The 22,869-nt window shown below is 30.7% G+C and carries 19 protein-coding genes, 1 tRNA gene and 1 pseudogene; 6 read left to right on the forward strand and 15 right to left on the reverse strand.

The window, feature by feature from the left end:
- Nucleotides 1-729 (reverse strand): class I SAM-dependent methyltransferase, encoded by a 729-nt coding sequence (locus ACM55F_RS05840; protein ID WP_416852821.1) that lies wholly within the window; start codon nucleotides 727-729, stop codon nucleotides 1-3.
- A gap of 18 nt (nucleotides 730-747) precedes the next feature.
- Nucleotides 748-1,863, reverse strand: coding sequence for a glycosyltransferase (locus tag ACM55F_RS05845; RefSeq protein WP_416852822.1), 1,116 nt, complete (start codon nucleotides 1,861-1,863; stop codon nucleotides 748-750).
- A 228-nt stretch (nucleotides 1,864-2,091) separates the two neighbouring features.
- Here ACM55F_RS05845 and ACM55F_RS05850 point away from each other — a divergent pair, with 228 nt between their 5' ends.
- Complete coding sequence (locus ACM55F_RS05850) at nucleotides 2,092-2,478, forward strand: hypothetical protein (protein ID WP_416852823.1); 387 nt, start codon at nucleotides 2,092-2,094, stop codon at nucleotides 2,476-2,478.
- A 30-nt stretch (nucleotides 2,479-2,508) separates the two neighbouring features.
- Here ACM55F_RS05850 and ACM55F_RS05855 read toward each other — a convergent pair whose 3' ends face one another.
- From ACM55F_RS05855 to ACM55F_RS05885, 7 genes are all read right to left on the reverse strand, one after another.
- Nucleotides 2,509-3,633, reverse strand: a complete 1,125-nt coding sequence (locus tag ACM55F_RS05855) for an O-antigen ligase family protein (protein ID WP_416852824.1) — start codon at nucleotides 3,631-3,633, stop codon at nucleotides 2,509-2,511.
- Between the two features lie 130 nt (nucleotides 3,634-3,763).
- A complete protein-coding gene (locus ACM55F_RS05860) occupies nucleotides 3,764-4,834 on the reverse strand; it encodes a hypothetical protein (protein WP_416852825.1) in 1,071 nt (356 codons plus the stop codon).
- 76 nt (nucleotides 4,835-4,910) lie between these two features.
- Entirely contained in the window at nucleotides 4,911-6,230 is a 1,320-nt protein-coding gene (locus tag ACM55F_RS05865; RefSeq protein ID WP_416852826.1) for an MATE family efflux transporter, read from the reverse strand.
- Between the two features lie 78 nt (nucleotides 6,231-6,308).
- The gene (locus ACM55F_RS05870) at nucleotides 6,309-7,295 is read right to left on the reverse strand and encodes a hypothetical protein (protein WP_416852827.1); all 987 of its coding nucleotides are present in this window, start codon (nucleotides 7,293-7,295) and stop codon (nucleotides 6,309-6,311) included.
- A 9-nt stretch (nucleotides 7,296-7,304) separates the two neighbouring features.
- Nucleotides 7,305-8,984: a DUF6909 family protein gene (locus ACM55F_RS05875; RefSeq protein ID WP_416852828.1), complete on the reverse strand. Its 1,680-nt coding sequence runs from the start codon at nucleotides 8,982-8,984 to the stop codon at nucleotides 7,305-7,307.
- A gap of 34 nt (nucleotides 8,985-9,018) precedes the next feature.
- Entirely contained in the window at nucleotides 9,019-10,506 is a 1,488-nt protein-coding gene (locus ACM55F_RS05880) for a GH3 family acyl-acid amido synthetase (RefSeq protein WP_416852829.1), read from the reverse strand.
- A gap of 80 nt (nucleotides 10,507-10,586) precedes the next feature.
- Entirely contained in the window at nucleotides 10,587-10,985 is a 399-nt protein-coding gene (locus ACM55F_RS05885) for a peptidase (RefSeq protein WP_416852830.1), read from the reverse strand.
- A 330-nt stretch (nucleotides 10,986-11,315) separates the two neighbouring features.
- On the opposite strand from ACM55F_RS05885, the gene tatA reads away from it, so the two are divergent.
- Complete coding sequence (gene tatA, locus ACM55F_RS05890; protein WP_416852831.1) at nucleotides 11,316-11,489, forward strand: twin-arginine translocase TatA/TatE family subunit; 174 nt, start codon at nucleotides 11,316-11,318, stop codon at nucleotides 11,487-11,489.
- An 80-nt stretch (nucleotides 11,490-11,569) separates the two neighbouring features.
- Here tatA and ACM55F_RS05895 read toward each other — a convergent pair whose 3' ends face one another.
- On the reverse strand, nucleotides 11,570-13,693 hold the full coding sequence (locus ACM55F_RS05895) for a Tex family protein (RefSeq protein ID WP_416852832.1): 2,124 nt from the start codon (nucleotides 13,691-13,693) through the stop codon (nucleotides 11,570-11,572).
- Between the two features lie 52 nt (nucleotides 13,694-13,745).
- Nucleotides 13,746-15,044: a Fic family protein gene (locus tag ACM55F_RS05900; protein WP_416852833.1), complete on the reverse strand. Its 1,299-nt coding sequence runs from the start codon at nucleotides 15,042-15,044 to the stop codon at nucleotides 13,746-13,748.
- Nucleotides 15,045-15,162: 118 nt separating this feature from the next.
- Here ACM55F_RS05900 and ACM55F_RS05905 point away from each other — a divergent pair, with 118 nt between their 5' ends.
- Entirely contained in the window at nucleotides 15,163-15,432 is a 270-nt protein-coding gene (locus ACM55F_RS05905) for a DUF1294 domain-containing protein (protein WP_416852834.1), read from the forward strand.
- Here ACM55F_RS05905 and ACM55F_RS05910 read toward each other — a convergent pair.
- The 3 genes from ACM55F_RS05910 to ACM55F_RS05920 all read right to left on the reverse strand — a co-directional run bounded on the left by ACM55F_RS05910 (nucleotide 15,411) and on the right by ACM55F_RS05920 (nucleotide 18,069).
- Nucleotides 15,411-16,553 (reverse strand): ATP-binding protein, encoded by a 1,143-nt coding sequence (locus ACM55F_RS05910; protein ID WP_416852835.1) that lies wholly within the window; start codon nucleotides 16,551-16,553, stop codon nucleotides 15,411-15,413. The genes ACM55F_RS05905 and ACM55F_RS05910 overlap by 22 nt on opposite strands.
- A gap of 130 nt (nucleotides 16,554-16,683) precedes the next feature.
- Nucleotides 16,684-17,112, reverse strand: coding sequence for a ribose 5-phosphate isomerase B (gene rpiB / locus ACM55F_RS05915; protein ID WP_416852836.1), 429 nt, complete (start codon nucleotides 17,110-17,112; stop codon nucleotides 16,684-16,686).
- A 723-nt stretch (nucleotides 17,113-17,835) separates the two neighbouring features.
- The gene (locus ACM55F_RS05920) at nucleotides 17,836-18,069 is read right to left on the reverse strand and encodes a DUF2007 domain-containing protein (RefSeq protein WP_416852837.1); all 234 of its coding nucleotides are present in this window, start codon (nucleotides 18,067-18,069) and stop codon (nucleotides 17,836-17,838) included.
- Between the two features lie 119 nt (nucleotides 18,070-18,188).
- Between ACM55F_RS05920 and rnr the strand changes: the two genes are divergently transcribed.
- The 3 genes and pseudogenes from rnr to ACM55F_RS05935 all read left to right on the forward strand — a co-directional run bounded on the left by rnr (nucleotide 18,189) and on the right by ACM55F_RS05935 (nucleotide 21,768).
- Entirely contained in the window at nucleotides 18,189-20,381 is a 2,193-nt protein-coding gene (gene rnr, locus ACM55F_RS05925) for a ribonuclease R (RefSeq protein ID WP_416852838.1), read from the forward strand.
- 5 nt (nucleotides 20,382-20,386) lie between these two features.
- Nucleotides 20,387-21,052, forward strand: a pseudogene (locus ACM55F_RS05930) (head GIN domain-containing protein).
- A 38-nt stretch (nucleotides 21,053-21,090) separates the two neighbouring features.
- A complete protein-coding gene (locus ACM55F_RS05935; RefSeq protein ID WP_416852839.1) occupies nucleotides 21,091-21,768 on the forward strand; it encodes a LysE family translocator in 678 nt (225 codons plus the stop codon).
- A 966-nt stretch (nucleotides 21,769-22,734) separates the two neighbouring features.
- Here ACM55F_RS05935 and ACM55F_RS05940 read toward each other — a convergent pair.
- Nucleotides 22,735-22,805: transfer RNA gene (locus ACM55F_RS05940), tRNA-Cys, on the reverse strand.
- Nucleotides 22,806-22,869: the final 64 nt, after the last annotated feature.

The following is a 22,869-nucleotide window of genomic DNA, read 5'->3' on the forward strand; positions in this document are numbered from 1 at the left end:
TTATTCAATTTTTTCTAAAACAAACACATTGTTAAAATAAGCTGTTGTATCAATTGGCAATAATAAACTGAACAGAACCCCAAAAAAATTAAAAAAGACAATAAAAGGAATTAGAAAAACTTGTCTTACGTTTTTATTATCAGGGAGTATATTCTTTATGTAATTTAAATTGAACTGAAAAATAACTTCTATATAATTTCCTGTTTTAAAGTTATCAACCACCTTAAAGCCATTTTTTTGATACAAATGTTTTAAAGCTGGTGTTGTATATCTTGCAAAATCATATGGCATTTCGTGTTCTTCCCACATAAAAGGAGTCGTTATTAAAGCCGTGCCATTTTTCTTTAATACTCTATTAAATTCCTTTAATAATTCATCAATATTAAAAACATGTTCTAAAACCTCGGTGCACAAAAGAGAATCAAATCTTTCATTTTCAAATGGAATTTTTTTGCCATCATAAAATTTATCTACTTCATTATAATTTTGTTCCCTTCCTTCAATCTTATAATCTACACCAATATATTCCTTCACATTAACAAATAGTTTTTTATAGGGCTTAGTTCCACAACCAAAATCCAATAGAGAACCATTAAGTTTATGAGCATTATTTTTTATGGTGCTTCGAATTGATTTTCGAATCAGAAAATTATAATTAATGAAAAACCCAATAATTCCGGGATGAAATTTTTCTTTATTAATCTTTTGTTTGATGAACTCTTTATACATTAACTTTTTTTTTCAATATTATTCTAAATAAATAGATTCCAGTTCATAAATATTTTTTTTAATATTATAGTTTTCGGAATACGAATTAAAAGCATTTTTTGATAATTTATCCAATAATTCTTTATCGATTAATAACTTTAAAATTTTAGTTTTGAAACCCTTTACATCCTCATTTTCAACAACAAAACCATTATAATTATCAATAATCAAGTCTTTATTTCCATCACAATTAGTAACTACGCAAGCTTTAGATAATGCTAAACTTTCAATAATAGAATAGGGCATTCCTTCATATCTGGAAGTTGAAATGTAAAACTTAGATTGATTGATTATATTAAAGACATCGGTTCTTTCTGTCCAATTTAAAAGCGTTACGTCATTGGTCATGTCTAACTCCTGAATCAAATTTTTAACGGATTCTAACTGACCTGATACTGGACCAACTCCCATTATGATTAAATGAATTTTAGCTTCTTTCTTAACTTCATGCAACACCCGTATCATTTGCTCAATATTTTTTTGATACGATGGACGTCCAACAGTACAAATATAATCTTCAGGCCACGTTTTAATAATGGTTAAGGGTTGTATTTTAGTTATTGGTTCAATACAATTGTTGAATACTATCGCATTTTTTGGTTTATAACCAACGGCTTCTATAGCTCGTTTTTTTTCGGACGCTGATGTGGCTAAAAGAAGACTATTTCCATTAGCAAGAAACTTTTCAATATTCAAAAAAAGGCTTTTTTTTAGACTATTTTGCGTACTTAAATAGGAGAAAGCGTGTGGTGTATAAATTACTTTTATTCCTAATAATCTTCCTGTAATTCGGCCTAGAATTCCACCTTTAGCGCTGTGTGAGTGTATTAGATTTGGCTTTTCCTTTTTTAGAATTTTATAGGTCTGAAATATTGACTTAATATCATTCAGTATTGAAATATCCCTAAAAATAGAAACTTTATATTCTTTTACTTTATTCCCGCTTTTATCAAAAAAAGGTTTTTCCGTGTCTTTAGTTCCATGAATAACAATGTTTTCAAACGAATCAGTATTCATATTTTCTAAAACAAGTCTCAAATAAACATCGACTCCACCTATAGAATGTAATATATGAACTATCTTTTTTTTTGCCATTTTTATGATGTAAAAGAATAATAATCATTCGTTATTCCTTGCGCATTTAGTATTAAAAATCAAATGTATCACAAATTTAATGATTACAAAGTATCGATCTAAATTATCTCATGAACACCTATTTTAAAAAGTATTCTTACTATATATAACTTCTATTAAATTTCTTTGATTAGAAAAAATAACGATATTTACGAAAATTTTAATTTCTATTATTTAAAATAAATTCAAATGAAAAAAACGTTTATGATTGCGACTCTAGTTGCTTTATTTTCATTGTCTTGTGGAAACAAGAAAGAGGAAACAACACAACAAGATGCCATTCAAGAGGTTGCGCCTAAAGCGTCTGATGAAATAAAAGTTGAAGTTACTGACTTTGACCGTTACGAAGGTAAAATTGTTTTGGGAACCAATGGTCAATGGTATTTAATAAAAGAAGGGGCTCGTTGGAGAACTAATTCTATAGCCGCAACAGATGATTATATCAAAACACTACCTGCCGGGAAAGATTATGTTGTAAAAAATGTACCAATCGAAACGCTACAACAATTTTCAGAAGTTGGAGAAATTTACCCGAATTTAGAATTTAAAAAAGATGTAATTAAGACCGCTAAATAAGCGGTTTTTTTTTGTGTCATTCTAAAAATATTATGCAGCAACCCGCTTGCTTTTTTGTTGAAGCCAATAACTCGCAAATATAGAAATCCATAATCCACTGAAAACAATTCCATCAAAACGAAGAAGGAAATCATCTGTAAGGTTTGAAGTGAAAAACAAAAAAAAGAAAGAAATTATAACTGCATTTTTTGTCTTAATTCCTAAATAAGCAATAAATCCAATATAAAATAAGGCTATAATTGGTCCCAATATTCCAAATTTCAATAAATAATCTAAAAATTGATTGTGCGTTGGAAACTCATATTTTGCCAGAAATATTTGATTCGTTTCTTTAAAATACTTTACTAATTCTATCTTCCCATCCGATGCTCCCACTCCAAAAGGAAGGTTTTTAAGGGATAATTCCCATGCTGATTTCCAGATGGATAATCGGGTTACAAAAGAACTATACACAGCTATTTCGGGATGATCTATTTCATCTAATCTGCCTACTTTGTCCATATTCGAAAAAATTTGAGACGAATACTTCTCTTTCATATAAGGATTCTTTTGTAGAAACAAAAATAAAACGGAACCAATCAAAACCAGTGTAATTATCGCTCGTTTGAAGATAACTTTAGAACTATAACTTTTGGAAATTTGGAAATAACCAACTGTCATAAAACCAAATAAAGTAGCTAATAATGCCATTCTGGTATTCACGTATAAAACAAAAAAGAAAGAGCTGATAAAAAGCACTAAATCTCCTATTTTATACCATTTATTATAATGTGCTTTTGAAGTTTCAAGCAAAAAATAAAGATTAGAAAAAGCTACAAAAGCCAAGTGCATATTGAGCGCCGGTGCATGAATACCAATACTGTCAGAAAACACATAACCCATTTCCCAAAGATGAATGCCATTGAGGTATTTAAAAAAATGCTCGGGATACAATACTATAAAACGCACAAAAAAGAATGCCATAATAAGTGTTGTACCAATACAATAGGCTTTCAAAATTTTAAGAAATTGAATTCGCTGATAACTTCCAATTATAAATATTGGAAAAAAAAGTAATGAAAGACTTTTCTCCAATGATTTGAATCCCAATACATACGAATCATTAGTCCCAAAAAACAACATTTCCAATAAAAACGGAGCTGCAATTACCAACATAATTGGTAGTTGGCTTTTTGAAATCTTTATTTTTTTTAAAAACAATAAATTGAAAATAACAAAAACTATCAGGAAAACAGTACATAGTTTTCTGAAAATTAAAGTAATCGCAATTAAAAATAAAAATAAATTAAATACTTTGTTGAATGTCTTTTCTGAAATGTTCATAATACAATGCAAAATATATTAAAGGGAAAAGGCCTATTTTATGTCTAATGGAAGTGCCTAAATCGGGTTCAAATATACCTTGAACTATAAAATAAGCAAACAAAATTAATAAGGTCCACAACTCAAATTGATATTGTTTTCTGTTTTTTAAACATCGTGAAAACCGAACAAATAAAATATAAAAAATCAATAATTGCCAGATTACAAAAGCCAATACTTGAGGAGATAAAATATGTTTAATTGCTTCAACTATAGGCACATTTACTGCCATAAAACCATAGACAATACCAAATGCTTCACCATACCAGGTGTCTTGTGATATTGGCGATACTATTGCCGTATTTATATTGTTTTTATTGATATTATTAATGACATAATTCTCCCTTGTTAGTTTAGAAATATACTCTCCCCTTACAACTCCATGACTCAGTGATAAAAAAATGGCAATCAGTAATCCATAAAAAATAGTAGAAAATGTTTTGTTCTCAAATTTGATAAATGACAATACATACATTCCTATTGCAAATATTGGCAGCAATATATAATAGGGCCTGAAAAATGAAAAACTAGCAATTAAAATAAGTGAAAAAATGATTTTAAATCTTGGCTTTTTATTGGATTGGAATATAAAAGGAATTGTACAAAACATTAAAAAAGTTATAAATTCCTTAGTAGGCATAGACATATATATCCCTGTGAGAAGAAGAGCAACATACACTAGACCATTCTTTACATTTAACTTATGGAAGTTTGAAGGCACTCCAATTTTATATAAGATGTAGGTTACTATAGGAAATTGAATTAGGGCAATAACAAAAAAAGGAAGATGTCGTAAACCCGTAAGTTTATAAAACATAATCGCAAAAGGATAACTGCCAAACCAGCCTATTTCTTTGCCTTTGTCAAATACTATTATTACAGTATCGTTAAAATATCTTTCCGGTAAAATATAAGGCGTCAAAAAGGCTATGATTAAATTGCAAAAAAACAACCCTATAAATACCGCTTTGTTTTTTTTTATTAGTGTTTTCATCAATGCTTTTTATAGAAAAACCTTATTTTATCCGTGAATAATTATATTAAAATGGGTGTTATTTCTCCTTCTTATTTTAATGAAATACAATTAATAATTTATCTTTTTTATAAACAATTATTGCTGTAACTATATTCCAAAAAAGTAAACTTGAAACAAAAGCAATTGCTGCTCCAGTCATAGAATACACCGGGATTAATATAATATTTAGAATTAAGTTGACTAATACAGCAAAAATTAAAACGATTTGGAAAGTACTTTGTCTTCCCGTCATATTCAAATATATAGCTGATACTCCAAAAAAAGAAGTAAACAATTGACCCACCATTAATATCAAAAGTGCTTGTTTGCTTTGTGTATAATTTTCTCCAAAGAAATATAAAATATTTTCGGAAAACAAACAAACAAATAAAACAACCGGTACTGTTAGTAAAACAATCATTCTGGCACTTTGTTTCAACGTGTTTAATAGTTCTTTTTTATTATTGTCTGTGTAAAGTTGTGCGATTTTTAAAGAAACAGAAATATACACCGAATTATTAATCATAAACAAAATAGAAACTAACTTCATTGCAATAGCATAATAGGCTACCGTTTCATCTCCTTTAAATTTTTTCAAAAACACTACATCGAAAGTCATCATCAAGAAAACAGCTAAATTACTTATAGCCATTGGATATGATTTGTGAGCAATAAAGGAGTACGAAAAAGGATTCGTGTCATTTGATAGTATTGAATCACCTTTTTGTTTTTTAAAAAGTCGAAAAATAATAATCGTTGTTATAATCGAAAGCGCAACAAATCCTATCAAAAAAGCATCTACCAAATAGGTTTCCTGGTGATAATAAAACAAAACAATCGCACCAAAAATAACAGAAACATACTTAAACGTATTTCTAAATAATTCAGCAATATAAATTTTGTCTAATGCTCGAATTGTTTCTGTATTAAATAAAGTTATTGAATAGAAAAACAACGCAATAATTGCTTTAGCCATCAAAAAATAAGTGCTTTTATCATTAAAAAATAAATTAATACTATTTTGACCAATGACAAAAAAAATAAGCAATACCAGTAAACACATTAAAAAAATAAGCACTACAATTTTTTTATAAATCGCCTTTAATTTTTCTGTTTCATTTGTGCTTTTTAAAATGCCTGTGAAATATAATATGGATTGATCAGTGCCGAGAACGCAAATACTGCTTAAAACCAATAAAACCATTCTTATAAAGTCAAATTGACCAATAATTTTTGGGTCGTAATTATGCGTTAGAAACAATGAAAATCCAAAAAGAGTAACTACGCCTATAATTCTTAAAAACATCGTTTTTAAACTCTGCGAAACAAATGGATTTTTTTTTATTTTATTGAAACCCACACTAATTTTTTTCAAAATTTTAGGAAATTATATTGGCTGATTAATTAAAACTCTATTTGGTTGTATTTAGTTTTAAAACAAGGTTAAAAATAATTATATCAATTTTAATTTTTTTATTTGACTTTTATAATAAGCTATAAATAAGTATATTAAAATAAATAAAAACAAAAACAAAACTGGTAAAACCAATTTTAACTTTCCTTTGACTGAGTTCGTATTTTCAATATTTAATGTTGCACTGTTGTCTTTTATAATTTTATCTAATCCAACTAATTCTACTCTATGAATTCCTTGTTCATTAATCAAAGTCTCTTTCGTCTTAATAACATCATTTAGCTGCGTGTTCTCATTATAATAAACCAATTTATCACTTTTTTGAGCGCCATTTACCATACTGGAAAATCCATTCAAAACACCATTTATTTGTGAAATAATAGTGTCATTTTGAATCATTTTTATTTGAATATTATTTACCGTTTCTTTTTGGACTTTTTTATAGTAATCCGTTTCGTTTAGATAAATTAAAATAGGTTGAACGGTTTCGGCATCGTTTGTTATTTTTTGGGTTTTGAAAGTAATCGTATGTAAGGTGTAATTTTTACTTGTCAAATTATCTTCGAGGATTTTTTTTATATCTCCACCCTCTGCCATCAACTTGATTAATTCAAAGTTCTCTGTCTTGTTTTCAATGAATTTATAAACATCCGTTATGGGCTTAATTTCTATTTTTATTATTTCTTTAGGCTTTTTTATCCCTACAATTTCTTTGAGAAAAACGGTGTCTCCCTCCTTGATTTTAGATTCAATCAAATCAATCTTTGAATATAAATAATCGGTGCTTCCAAAATTTGGAGTAGCTATAATTTGATGATTATAGGTTTTTTGCGTTTGGTCTAAAAATATTCCCAAACCTACTCCAACCAATACCAAAATTGAAATTACAATTGCATTTTTTACAAAAAACTGAATACATTTGAATATCATTGTATTAATGCCTTCAAAAAAACTTCTTATCTTTTTAGAAATTTGTGTTAAATCAATCTCCTGATCCTCTTGGTTATTGGGGTCATTTTTATTCATGCTATTCTTTTATTTTACGTTGAAAATTTGTTCCAATATCTTAATGGTAATCAAATAAGTAGGTTTTACTCCTGTTGTTCCCAGTCCTCCAGAAGCTAATGTACTTCCGGTTTCCAATGGATTATCCGAAGCATAATACGCATATCTCACTTTGATATCCAAAGGAACGCTTTTTCTGATTTTTGATGCGGATTGAATTGCTTTTTGATAATAAGAGCCTTCCATTTCTAAACCAATAACACTCCAGGTTGATTCATGGAAAAACTTCAATAAATCTCTGTTTTGCAGTGATGTTCCAAGTACGGTAACCATTGGTCCGGCAAAAACCGCAATTTCGTTCCCTTCAAACATCTCCGCCGATAATTCATTATGGAAAAAATAATTGTCTGCTGTTCCCTCATTGATGTGTGCATTCGGAATCATAATGTCCCCTTTTCCGCCTTCCAGGATTCCCGCTTTTCCCATGATGGAAACTGATTCGACATTCAATAATGTCTCTTTTTTATAAGGTTTTAATAATTCATCTATTGTTTCATACGCTTGTTCGCCAAAAGCATAATCCATAACAATTAACACTGGTTTTTTATTTCCTGTATTTGCTTTTGGAAACGATGTTTTTGCCCAATCAATCTTGGCTGTATCAAAAATTTGTACGTCAATATTAGTTCCTGAAGTATCCGGCAACGAAATCATTCCGTATTTCAAGGCAACATCTTCCACTTGATTGCGAACATCATAAGCACCAGATCTACTTAATTCTTCATATATAAAGAAATCTGGCTTGTCCTTAAACTTCTTTTTTAAAGCTGGTGTCGCAAAAATAGAGTTCATCACACTATGCATATTGGCACTAATCACATGAATTGGACGATCTAAAAGTTGATTTTCTTTCAAGACCTCCTTGATATTGGTAGCCCAAATTTCGCCATGAATATGATGTCCCAAACGTTCTCTCAAAATAGGGCTAAACGTTATGGTTCTTTTATTATTCTCGACCACTTCTTCCATCGCTAATTTCCCCAACCAAAATATAACATGCAAGAAACGATCTGGCGAAGTTACCGACCCAAAGGCATCATATATATCTAAAACTTCCTCAAATGTTCTTCCCAGAATGTTTGAAGCATGTGAAATCGCTTTCTCTTTTTCTACAAGAGTCAATTTTTTATTTTGCGAAACTGCCTGTTCCAGTTTGAACCAATCACGCGAAACTTCACCTGCATCATCAAGCAAAACTCTGTTTCTTATTTTATGGGATTCGATGAAAATAAAGGTCAAATGCGTCAAAATATCATAAATATCCGACCGTCCACGCGTAATCTCCACATTCATTTGTTCCTCGTCAATTCGATAACAATTACGACGCCTTTTTGGCGGAACAATCGCTTGAAAATGGGATTTAGAATACCCTTCATCCGAAGTTAAATTAATGAATCTACATTCTTCAATTCCTACCGGTAAACGCTCAATAACGTATAAAAGACCGTTCAATTCCACTTTTTCCTCACCAATATTACCATAAATTTCAGGGCGTAAAGCCAATAAAGCTTCTCTCAAAGTATCCCCGGAAACTCCCATTGGTTTATAAAATCCTCTATTGAACAAATGGCGCATCGTAATGTACATTTTTTCAATGGCTGCTGATGATTCTTGTGCTCTGGAGCGTGATATATGTTTAGTATCTTTCATTTATTCTATTTTCTAAAACTCAAATGTAACCCTTTTATTTTTTGTTTAATAAATCCACAATGGCTCTGTCATTAGAAAGTCTAGGAATTTTATTTTGTCCACCAAGCTTGCCTATCGATTTCATATACTCCTGAAAACCGTTTTTGGTCACTTTCGTAATCACAACTTTTCGCAATACATGTCCCACAATCAAATCGTCGTAATATACGTTTTGCTTTCTCATGGCATTATCTATCGCTTCCGCAAAAGATAAGCAGTCTTCCGGTTCGTTCTCGAATTCTATGAACCATTCGTGATACGGTAATCCTTCCGTTGGTGTGATTTGTGGCGCAACGGTAAATTCATTTATTCGAATAGTAGTTCCAATTATCGCTTCCTGTAAAGCGCTTTCCACTTCTTTTCCAATGACGTGTTCTCCAAAAGCCGAAATATAGTGTTTGATTCTTCCTGACACAATCACACGATACGGTTTCAATGACGTAAACTGAACCGTATCTCCAATATTATAGCCCCAAAGTCCTGCATTGGTAGAAATAATTAAAACATAATTTATGTTTAATGCTACTTCGCCAATGGTATAACGTCTTGGTTTTTCATTGTAGAATTCGTCTGATTTTATAAATTCATAGAAAATTCCGGAGTTCAAAAGCAGTAACATGCCGCGTTCTTTTTGTGAATCTTGGTATGCAAAAAATCCTTCCGAAGCAGGAAATAACTCAATGCTATCTACTTTTCGACCAATCAAATTTTCAAATTTGGCCCTATACGGTTCATAATTTACGCCACCGTAAATAAACAAATTGAAGTTTTTGAAGATGTCTCCTACTGGCTTCCCTCCCTTTTGCTGTAATTTTTCAAAATACATTTGCACCCAAGAAGGAATTCCTGAAATCACCGTCATATTTTCATTAAACGTTTCTTCGACAATTGCATTTACTTTGGTTTCCCAATCTTCAATACAATTCGTTTCCCAAGAAGGCATGCGGTTTTTTTGCAAATATTTTGGAACAAAATGAGCCACAATTCCGGATAATCTACCCAACTTAATCCCGTACTTTTCTTCCAGAATTGGACTTCCTTGCAGGAAAATCATTTTTCCGTCAATAAAATCCGCTTTCCCCGTTTCATGAATATAATGCAGAATCGCATTTCGCGCCGCTTCTATATGAAAAGGCATCGATTCCTTGGTCAACGGAATATATTTAGCGCCAGATGTTGTTCCCGATGTTTTGGCAAAATACAACGGTTTCCCTTTCCAAAGAATATTTTCGGCGCCTTTTACCACCTTATCAACATATGGTTTTAACGCTTCATAATCCCGAACCGGGACCTGATTCGCAAAATCGGTACTTGATTTTATAGTATCAAAATGATGATCAATACCAAATTGAGTTTCCTTAGCCTCTTTGATTAATTTTTGTAAAACCTTCTTTTGGGTTTCCACAGGATTATTGGCCCAAGCCTGAGTTTTTTTATAAATTTTAAGTGCAAATAGTTTTGCAGCGACTGATTTTATTGACATTTCTTACTGGTGATTTAATGATTTTTTGCCGCGAAGACGCAAAGGCACGAATTTTTTGTTGTAAACTGAAAAACTGATTTTTACTGTTTTGATTTTCTACTCCTTTCCTTCGGGGAGGCTGGGAGGGAATTTTTTTCTTCTTTCGCAACTTGTTCTCTTAATTCTAATTCCTCTTTTGAAGTAGATAAATTCATTGGAGGCTGAACTCCTTCAGTAGATTCAAGAATGGAATCTTTATTGAATTTTGCATATTCTAATTCTCCTGTTAATACTTTTTGAATGGATTTAATATAGTCTTCATTTTTCTTTAAAGCTAATGACAAGGAATCTGCTTTTAAAGCCAATTGAGTTGCATCTCTTTTAAGTTTAGAAGAAGAATATCCCGGAATAAATTCGCGTAAAGGGGTAAAAGCAATAATAAAAGTAGTAATAGTTATAATAATTATTGTACTCAAAGAAGCAAATACAAAGACATTCATCAAAGTAAGTTTTAAAGAAAACGTTTCCTCAAAAGTATCCTCGTTTAAAATTATTAAACGTCTTTTATTGAAGAGATTTTCTTTGATTTTGCGCCGTTTAAGTCGTTTTTTGGACATGCTTTTTTATTATTCAACAAATATAACAATTATTGTCATTAATTGCATTCACTTGCTTTTGTGCCACTATTCTTAACCTAAATTTATTTTTAATAAATTTTTAACGCTTTTGAAACCAAATAAATATATTAAAATGAGTTCCTATTAAGTTATTCTATATACCTTTGTAATTAGATTTATTACAAATTTGCTACGGCAATAAATTATTCAATCATGGGAAGATTAGGTGTTACAGAAATCCTTATTATATTGGCGGTTGTTTTATTACTTTTTGGAGGTAAAAAAATTCCAGAATTAATGAAAGGTTTAGGAAGTGGAATCAAAGAATTCAAAAACGCAGCCAAAGACAATCAGCCAGCTGATAAAAAAGAAGAAACTAAAGAGTAATCTCTTTTATAAAATTCAAATAAAAAATCCAAATTCTATAAGTATACTTATGGGATTTGGATTTTTATTTTAACTGAATATTACAAAATCATACTCAACTGAATGCGTTTTCTATCCTCATCCACTTCCGTGACTTTAACTTGAACATGTTGGTGTAATTTTACCACTTCATTCACATCACTTACAAAACCTGCTTTGAGTTGCGAGATATGAACCAGGCCGCTTTCTTTCACTCCAATATCAACAAAACAACCAAAATTGGTGATATTGTTCACAATTCCAGGCAAAACCATCCCTGATTTTACATCTTTTATCGTTTTTACATTGGGGTCAAATTCAAATACTTTGGCTGATTTTCTTGGATCTAATCCCGGTTTTTCGAGTTCTTTAATAATGTCTTTCAATCCCAATAAACCTATTTCTGGAGTAATGTAATTTTCTGGTTTTATTAACGCGGTTTTTTCTTTATTGGCAATCAAATCATGAACAGACAATTTCAAATCTTTTGCCATTTTCTCAACAATTCCGTACGATTCGGGATGAACGGCTGAATTGTCCAACGGATTTTTAGCATTCGAAATCCGGATAAAAGCCACACCTTGTTGGTAGGCTTTTTCGCCTAACCTTGGTACTTTTTTAAGTTGTTTTCGATCTGTAAAAGGACCGTTTTCGGAACGATATTGAACTATATTTTCGGCTAGCTTCTCTCCTATTCCACTCACATAACTCAACAAGTGTTTACTCGCCGTGTTGATATTTATCCCTACGGAATTCACGCAACGAATCACTGTATTATCCAATTCTTCTTTTAACTTATTTTGATCTACATCGTGTTGGTACTGGCCTACGCCAATCGCTTTCGGGTCAATTTTCACCAATTCAGCCAATGGATCACTTAATCGTCGCCCGATAGAAACCGAACCTCGAACCGTGACATCATAATCAGGGAACTCCTCTCTCGCGATTTTGGATGCGGAATACACGGATGCGCCAGCCTCAGAAACGATAAAAACCTGCACTGGTTTATCAAACGCTATTTTCTTGATAAAGAATTCCGTTTCTCGGGAAGCTGTTCCGTTTCCTATGGAAATCGCATCAATTTTATACGAATTCACCATCGAACGAATTTTTTTCATCGCCATCGCTTCCTCTTTTTGGGGCGCATGCGGATAAATGGTTTCATTGTTCAACAAATCGCCTTTTTCATCCAGACAAACAATTTTACAGCCACTTCTAAATCCCGGATCAATTGCCAAAATTCGTTTTTCACCCAAAGGCCGTGCTAATAATAACTGTCCCAAATTATTCGCAAAAACCTGAATAGAATTGGCATCAGCCTTAGCTTTTGCCTCTTGCAAAGCTTCATTTGAAATTGCAGGATTCAACAATCGTTTGTAACTGTCTTCGATGGCTAATTGTACATGAGGTGTTGTGCTATTTTGGCTTTTTAGGATTAATGTATCAATAATATCATACGCTTCATCAATATCAACTTCTACTTTAAACTTGATAAAACCTTCGTTTTCGGCACGAAGCATCGCTAATAATCGATGGGATGGCGCTTTAGTCAACGGTTCTGACCATTCAAAATATTGATTGAATTTCTGTGCCGCTTCTTCGTCTTTTTTAGTTTTTACTACTTTGGTGGTAATGATTGCTTTGCGTTCGTACAATCTTCGGAGTTGCTTTCGAACATAAATATTTTCATTAATCCATTCGGCAACAATGTCTCTGGCACCTTGTAAAGCAGCATCTTCATTAATCACATTTTCATTCAAATATTTAGAAGAAATAAAATCGATAGCATCATTATTTTGTGCCATGATGATTTTGGCTAAAGGCTCTAATCCGTTTTCACGAGCGACATCAGCTTTAGTTTTTTTCTTCTTTTTATATGGTAAATAAAAATCTTCGAGTTCCTGTAAATCAAAACTTTGTTGGATTTTTTTCTCTAATTCCGGCGAAAGTGCATTTTGTTCGGTAATGGATTTCAAAATTGCTTCTTTACGTTTTACAATCACTTCGTATTCTTTTTGAAGCTTTGCAATTTGTTCTATTTGTACTTCATCGAGATTTCCTGTTGTATCTTTTCGATACCGGGAAATAAACGGAATCGTACAATCTTCTTGTAATAATTGAACAGTATTTTGAATGTTTATCGCTGCAGTGGCAACGGACTTGGCTATAAATTGTATGTTGGTCATTTTAGTTTTTATTTAGTAAATAACTCGAGATTTTGCGATAATCTCGCATTATTTACAACTTATATGATTTTACTATTTGGTTAAAATTTTTAGACCGAATGAAATTGTGTTTTATTTTGTTTACTTGTATTTTTTCTAAAAAACCTAAACTTTCTAAATTATTCAAATCTGCTCTAGCAGTAAAATTTGAAATACTAAATCTATTTTCGATTTCTTTACTGCTTAACACTCTATCTGGATCTTCACTTAAAATTTTTAATATTTGTGCTTGTCTATCGTTTACATTTGGAATCTTAATAAACTTTGCAGCTTGAATTACCTCTTTTTGTTTTCTACCAATGTATTCCTTTAATCCAATGAACGCCTTTTCCATTGTTTTTAAATGATAGGTAATAAAATAAGTCATATCATTTTGATCTATTTCGGTGTATAAAAATGCCTTTTCATATTGATTTTTAGTATCCTTAATAATCGTTGAAATCGTAAGATATTCGGTTAACCAATATCCATTTTTTAGCATATACCAATAAAAAAGAGCTCTTGCAGTTCGACCATTACCATCTGTAAAGGGATGAATCCAACCAATCATAAAATGTATAATAATTCCTTTAATAATTGGGTGTATAAATACTTTTTGTTCATTATTAAAAAAATCTGCTAATTCATTTATCAGACCTTCAATTTCCAGATGATTGGGGGGTGTATGAACAACTTCACTATTAGAATAATTTACTACATAAATTTCGTCATTATCTCTAAAAACTCCTTCTTCAAGCTTATTATCTAAAGTTTCATTCGAAATAAGATTATGGATATAAAGTAACTTTTCTGGAGTTAAATCATCTGTTTTATTTTGTACAATATATTTCATTGTAACAAAATTGTTCATAATCATTTGTTCTGATTTGCTTTTAGGTTTCAGTTCTTTCTGAATCATTTCTTTAGCCTTTTTTCGGGTCGTGTTAGCGCCTTCCATTTGACTACTCGAAATAGCCTCTTCCATAATAGAGCTTATCATGAACTTAGTTTTATCGGTCTCGGCTATACCAATATTACTCCCAAGATTTCCACCAATATTCAAATCACAATAATGCACTAGTTGCTGTACATAATCAGTAGTTACAAACTGAAAAGTAGTATTACCAAAATGAATTATTTGAGCATTAATAGTTCTAGACGCCTTTATTGCACTCCAGTACTCTAAAGGAGTTGCAATTTTTGCTCTATATTTTATTTTATCCCAATATAAGTACGCATCATTTATTTCCTTTAACTCTCCATTATCACGTAACTGAGTATATAACGCAAATGTTTTTTCATCATATTTAAATGTTGGAGGTGACTCTATCATAAAGTATTTTTTGCTAATTTACTAAATAATGCGAGATTATCGTAAAATCTCGCATTATTTACTTGTTTAGTTTTTTATAAGTTAATATAGAATATCTTTGGCTCAAATTTCTGTGCAAATGTCTATTTTATTCTACTTTTTCATAATCCTAAACTGCCTTACTTTTTTAGTTACTGCCTATGACAAGCTACTAGCAATAAAAAATAAAAGACGCATTTCAGAACGTAATTTATTGCTTACGACTGTAATCGGCGGAACAATTGGTTCTGGACTAGCGATGCTTGTTTTCCGACATAAAACATCAAAAATGTCTTTTTTATGGAAGTTTTTTTTAATTGGTATACTCCAAGTTTTTATTGTGTATTTCTATGTGATAAAATCTAAATAATTACTCTTGTTAATTACTTCAAAAGTAGCATCTGGATAGGCTTTGGCGAAAGCGGCAGGAATTTTAACTTTTTTGGTTTCATTCCACTTAAACTCAAATCCCGCCAGTTCTTCTCCCTTTTCTTCAAGCCAATCTAGTTCTTGCTGATCATAAGTGCGCCAGAAATAATTATTCGTTTTTATTCTTAAATAGTTTTGTTTTTTAACGCGTTCTACTGCCAAGTAATTTTCCCATAAATCGCCCACATCTGTTCTGGAATCCAATCGATTGAAATTATTGATAATGCCGTTTCTAATGCCATTATCATAAAAATACCAACGACTGGATTTCACAATTTCTTTTCGAAGATTTCTGCTAAATCCTTCTACTTTAAAGATAATAAACACTTTAGAAAGCAAATCTAAATAGTTCGCCACTGTATTTTTAGACATTTGTAATTGATTTGCTAATTCCTGTAGCGATACTTCTTTTCCTAATTGATAGGCTATCAAACGCAGCAAATCATATATTTTATCGGCGTGTTTTATTCCTTCAAAAACTAAAATATCTTTCAATAAATACGAATTGATGATTTCATACAAATACTCTTTTTTATCCTCCCAATCTGAATATTGAATTAGTTCCGGATAACTTCCAAAAAGTAATCTTTCTTCTAATTTTTCAGTAGTTTGTTTGTAATTTTCGTATTGGGAATATTCCATTTGTGCCAATGGAAAAAGATACAACGTGTTTTTTCGTCCCACTAATGGTTCGCCAAGATTGTTGTTTAAATCAAAAATAGAGGAACCTGTCGCAATGATTTTGATTCCATCAATAGAATCCACAATTAATTTTAGAATCAAACCAATATCAGGAATCGTTTGGGCTTCGTCTATAACCAGTAAATCAATATTGAGTAATAATCGCTTGTAATTCGCTACGGAACGTTCTTTGAGTAAATTTGCATCATTGATATCTTCTCCATTCAGTTGCAAATAACTTCCATCCGGAATAGTTTGAAGATAATTTTTTAATAATTCTGTTTTTCCAACACGACGAGCACCCAGTAAAATCAATACTTTGTTAGGAAGTACTTTTTTACCAAAATCTTGAAATAGCACTCTTTTTAAATAATTTTCCATTCTATTTGATTTAAAAACCTAAACCAAATATAATCAAAAAATAGTAATTCAGTCAGTATACTGACTAAATTAATGTAAATTCAGTCAATACACTGACTGAATTAATGTAAATTCAGTCAATAAAAAGAGTCTAACAAGAAATTTTATCTACTCTTGTTTGATGTCTTCCACCTTCAAATTCGGTATTTAAAAACGCTTCTACCATTTCTACTGCTTGTGGAATTGAAGTAAAACGAGCGGGAATACTAATAATATTCGCATCATTATGTTGACGCGCCAAAACCGCAATTTCTTTCATCCAACATAAAGCAGCGCGAACTTTAGACTGTTTATTCACTGTCATAGAAATTCCGTTTCCGCTTCCGCAAATAACAATTCCAAAATCAGCTTTTCCCTCAGCAACATCAGTAGCAACAGGGTGACCAAAATCTGGGTAATCAACACTATCTGCTGAATCTGTTCCGTAATTAGTTACCTCATGTCCTTTTGCTTTAAGCATTTCAACAATTGCTTTTTTGTAATCTGGTCCTGCGTGATCGTTTCCTATGGAGATTTTCATCTTGTATGTATTAAGTTGTGTGGTGCAAATTTAAATAAAGAAATCTAGTTTTGTCGAATTTAAATTTCGCTTTCTTTAATGGTATAATTCAATTCAAATAAGTCCTTGTAATTAAAGTAAATGATAGCGATTATAACTATCAGATTGCTATTTGATTAGCGGTTATCAACAATTTTAATAAATCTATAAATAGCTGTTAATCAATGTATATTTTATATTTAAAATGTTAATTTTTTACATTGTTAATAGCAAAACGCAATCGCTTGATATTCAGTTAACTTTAAATTAACAAAACATGTTCATAACTTTGGATAGAATATTAGAAGTTTTTTTTGGTTCTAACTTAAAAATAAGTAATCCAAAACCCACATTAGAAATCCAAATATTGTTTGGTGAATTTTTAGAATAGTTATCATTATAAAAAAACAGTTTATTAACAAAAACTCAAAAAGTAGTTATTTACAAAATCAATTCGATTTGAATTATTAACCATTGTTAATTAAAATCAGAAAACACTTTAAAACTAATCCTTTACCTTAAAATAACATTGTTGATAAGTCGGTATAACAACTTTAAACTTCATTTCAATACCTTTTAAAATAAATTTATTGCGACTATTAACACACTATAATAACAACCAAGAAAGAATTTAAATTTAATTTTTCTTTTTGTTTATTTAAATATATGTTGACAACTTTGAAAAAATAAAAATTTAAAATTGAATTATACGATGGTTAGATTGTTATTCAAATGATCTAAAATTTCCTGAACCTTTTCAAAATCGTTTGGATGTACTTTTAACTTAATTCCGCCTAAAGCATTCGAATAAAAAGGGGCAACGGATAAAGTCATTTCATTTTCAAAAAAATAAGAAATTCCCTCCTGGTCTAAAATATGTTTCAGAACAACAATTTCATGCGAGTAATTAAAAATAGCAATGGTTTGAAAATCTTCCATTTTAATTGTTTTTATAAAGATACAACTATTCTGTAAAGTTATATTTTCTTTAAAACTGCTAACCGTTTATTGATAACGATTAACTATTTCGTAATTTTATGCGCAATAAGAAAAGAAGTATGAGTAAAAGATTAAGAAAGCCGATCAAAAAAGAGAAAGATTTCTCTGATAAAATATTAAAAATATTGTCACAAAGTGCTAATAAAGCATTCAATTATAAACAAATAGGAGCAAAGCTGGAACTCGATGATACCCAAAGCAGAAATCAAATTATAAAAGATTTGAAGATTCTTGCCTCTCAAGATAAAATTATAGAATCAGAACCTGGAAAGTATCTAGTAAAAGCGGTAAGCAAAGACTATTACGAAGGTAAGATTGATATGACAGGTCGTAAAACAGCTTATTTTGTTTGTCCAGATTTAGAAGAAGATGTTTTCATTCCCACCAATAATTTAAATCACGCTTTAGATAAAGATATTGTAAAAGTTTATGTTTACAATAGAAGAAAAGGGAAAAGACCTGAAGGTGAAGTGATTGAAGTGATTGAAAGAAATAAAACGGACTTTGTGGGTGTTATTGATATCCAGAAAAATTTCTCTTTTGTTTCTACTGCCAATCCAAAAATGTACACGGATATTTTTATTCCAAAAGATAAAATAGGAGAAGCGGAGCAAGGCGATGTGGTTTTAGTTCATATCGAAGATTGGCCGGATAGAGCCGATAGTCCTTTTGGAAAAGTAATCAAAGTATTAGGAAAACCAGGAGAACATGATACCGAAATTCACGCTATTCTTGCTGAATATGGCTTGCCGGCTGAATTTCCTATAGAAGTAGAAACTTATGCCCAAAAGATAGATACATCGATCGAAGCAAGTGAAATTGCCAAACGTCGTGACATGCGCGATACGTTGACTTTTACTATTGATCCAAAAGATGCCAAAGATTTTGATGATGCCTTATCATTTAAAAAATTAGAGAATGGTAATTACGAAATTGGTATTCACATTGCCGATGTTTCGTATTATCTTGAAGAAGGAACTATCCTGGATGATGAAGCGTATCAAAGAGCTACATCCGTTTATTTAGTGGATAGAGTAGTGCCAATGTTACCGGAAGTATTATCAAATTTTGCTTGTTCATTGCGTCCAAATGAAGAAAAATATACGTTTTCGGCAATATTCGAAATCACTGAAAAATCTCAAGTAGTCAATCAATGGTTTGGTAGAACTGTAATTTATTCGGATCAACGATTCTCGTACGAAGAAGCGCAGTATATCATAGAAACGAAGGACGACGTTATTCCCGAAGAAATTTCAATAACTGGAAGTTCGTATCAAGTTTCATCAGCAATTGTTGCTGCGACGCTAAAAATGGACGAATTAGCTAAAATTTTCAGAAAAAGAAGAATGGCCGATGGAGCCATTTCTTTTGATAAAGTAGAAGTGAAATTCAATTTAGATGAAGCCGGTGAACCTCAAGGTGTTTATTTTAAAGTTTCCAAAGATGCGAATCATCTGATTGAAGAATTCATGCTTTTGGCCAATAAAAAAGTAGCAGAATACATTGGAAAACAAAAGAAAACCTTCATTTACAGAATTCATGATGAACCAAACGAAGATAAATTAATTGCCATGCAAACGGTGATTGCCAAATTTGGTTACAAAATTGATTTTAGAAACAAAGGTGATATTTCAAAATCATTGAATGCTTTGATGGAAGAAGTAAATGGTAAAAAAGAACAAAATTTAATTGATACGCTTGCGATTAGAAGTATGAGTAAAGCCAAATATTCTACGGATAACATAGGACATTATGGTTTGGCTTTTGATTATTATTCGCATTTTACATCACCAATTCGTCGTTATCCGGATGTAATGGTGCATCGATTATTACAGCATTATTTGGACGGAGGAAAATCTGTTGATGAAGAAACGTATGAAACAAAATGTTTGCATTCTTCCACAATGGAAGGTTTAGCAACCAATGCAGAACGCGATTCTATCAAATACATGCAGGTAAAATACATGCAAGATCATCGGGATCAGGAATTTTTAGGAGTAATTTCTGGCGTGACAGAATGGGGAATTTATGTAGAAATTATCGAAAATAAATGTGAAGGAATGTGTAGAATTCGTGATATAAAAGACGATTATTACACCTTTGACGAAAAACAATATGCACTAACCGGCGCAATTTCTGGTAAATTATTACAATTAGGAGATGAAATTTACGTTAAAGTAAAAAATGCCGATTTAGTTAAAAAACAACTGGATTTTAATTTTTTAAGAAGAATTGAAGAACCAATTAAATAAAAAAAATGAAAAAATTAGTGATTATTGCCTTTGTATTGTTAACTCAAATTACAAATGCTCAGGTAAGCAGAAACTTAGGAGATTTTGATGAAGTAAAAGTATTTGATAAAATCAATGTAAAATTAATTCCAGCTTCAGAAAATAAAATAGTTATAACAGGAGACAGAGCAGATGAAGTAGAAACGGTAAATAAAAATGGTGAACTGAAAATTAGAATGCCATTTCCACAATTGTTATCAGGTGATGCTATCACAATAAAATTATATTTTAAAAATATTGAAAGTATCAGTGCAAGCGAGGGAAGTTATGTATCAAGTGAAACTGATTTTAAACAAACAATATTGGATTTGAATGCAAAATCAGGAGCAGAGATTAACATTGAAATTGATGTTGATAAAGTGAATGTAAAAGCTAGTGCAGGCTGAATAATTGATGTTTCTGGAAAAGCCACAAATCAAGATGTTGTTATTACTTCTGGTGGAATTTTGAAAGCATCTGATTTACTTACTTCACAAACAACAATAAGTGTTTCTGCAGGAGGAAAATCTGAAATTTATGCTACTACATTGGTTGATGCAAAAGTGAAAGCAGGAGGCTCTATTTTTATTTACGGTAAACCAAAACAGATTAATAAAGAAGTTTTTATTGGTGGAACAATCTTAGAAAAATAATAGTTTTGCATTTCTATTCTGATAAATTTTAAATTTTAATGATAAACGATATTTTATCTGGTATTCCTTGGGGAATTTTTTTGAGTTTTATGATTGGTCCTGTTTTTTTTATTTTACTGGAAACAAGTATTATAAAAGGATTTAGAGCTGCTTTAGTATTTGATTTAGGAGTAGTTTCAGGAGATATTGTTTTTATTGGAATTGCTTATTTAGGAAGCTACAGGTTGATTCAAAGTTTAAAAGATCAACCGGCACTTTTTATTTTTGGAGGTGTATTGATGTTGGTTTATGGTATAATTTCCTTTATACAATTAAAAAAAGAAGAAAAAATAAATACAGATATTATTGACAGGGAAATAGTCAAAAAAAACTATTTAAGCCTTTTTATAAAAGGGTTTTTGTTAAACATTATCAATATAGGCGTTCTTGGTTTTTGGTTGGCCATTATTATTTCAGTAGGACCAAAACTAGAAATGCAAACCTCCAGAATGATAACTTTTTTTACATCAGTAGTGGTTTCTTATTTACTTATAGATTGTATTAAAATATTATTAGCCAAACAATTAAAAACAAAACTAACACCTGTAAACATTCTTAAAATTAAAAAAGGAATCAGTATTGTAATGATGGTTTTTGGGATGGTTTTAATAACTCAAGGTTGGTTCCCAGAAGAGAAAGCAATGGTTAAAAAAGCGTTTGAAAAGATTGATAAATAGGTAAAAACGTTTTTCTTTCAAAAATAAAAAAGTCTAAATTCGATAGAAATATTCAGATTTAGACTTTTTTTGTAACAAATTTAGTAATTACAGCATTTCTTAAATGAAGTTATATTTTATATGTTGAAAATTCCAAACCATTTAAGGAATTTAAGTTTCATCAATAAATATTATGCTTTTTCGTAATAATACCTACAAAGAATCTGTGCCAATCCGTTTAATCTGTATAATCTGTGTGCTATTTTTTACCCCTAGGTAACATTGCTGATTAGTATTAAAACTCAATTTTATAAATATATTAATGGTTTACAATTGAGATATTTATATTAAAATTAGCCATAAAAAAACCTTCAAGTTTCCTTTAATATTTTAGTCGCATTGTCCGGATTCGAACCATAACTTTACTTAATTTTTTTTTAAATTAGCCATAAAAAAAACCTCCATTTTCCTTGAAGGTTTTAGCTGCATCTCCCGAAGTTTCGGTACGGATTCAAACTAAATTTAGCATTTCTTATATTCCTTATATGTTGAAAATTCCAAACCATTTAAGGAATATAAGTTCATTTAAGTTTCATCAATAAATATTATGCTTTTTCGTAATAATACCTACAAAGAATCTGTGCCAATCCGTTTAATCTGTATAATCTGTGTGCTATTTTTTACCCCTAGGTAACATTGCTGATTAGTATTAAAACTCAATTTTATAAATATATTAATGGTTTACAATTGAGATATTTATATTAAAATTAGCCATAAAAAAACCTTCAAGTTTCCTTTAATATTTTAGTCGCATTGTCCGGATTCGAACCATAACTTTACTTAATTTTTTTTTTAAATTTGACATAAAAAAACCTCCAGATTGCTTTGAAGGTTTCATCTTTTCGTCCGGATTCGAACTTATGTTTATTTAATTTTTTCTAAAAATTTACCATAAAAAAAACCTCCAAATTGCTTTGAAGGTTTTAGAGGCATCGTCCGGATTCGAACCGGAGTAGGAGCTTTTGCAGAGCCCAGCCTAGCCGCTCGGCCACGACGCCGTAGTTGAACGGATGGCAAAAGTAACTAAAAAGTTTAAAGTTTAAAAGTTTAAAGTTTAAAAAG

This window comes from Flavobacterium melibiosi, from assembly GCF_048158545.1.
GTDB lineage: Bacteria > Bacteroidota > Bacteroidia > Flavobacteriales > Flavobacteriaceae > Flavobacterium > Flavobacterium melibiosi.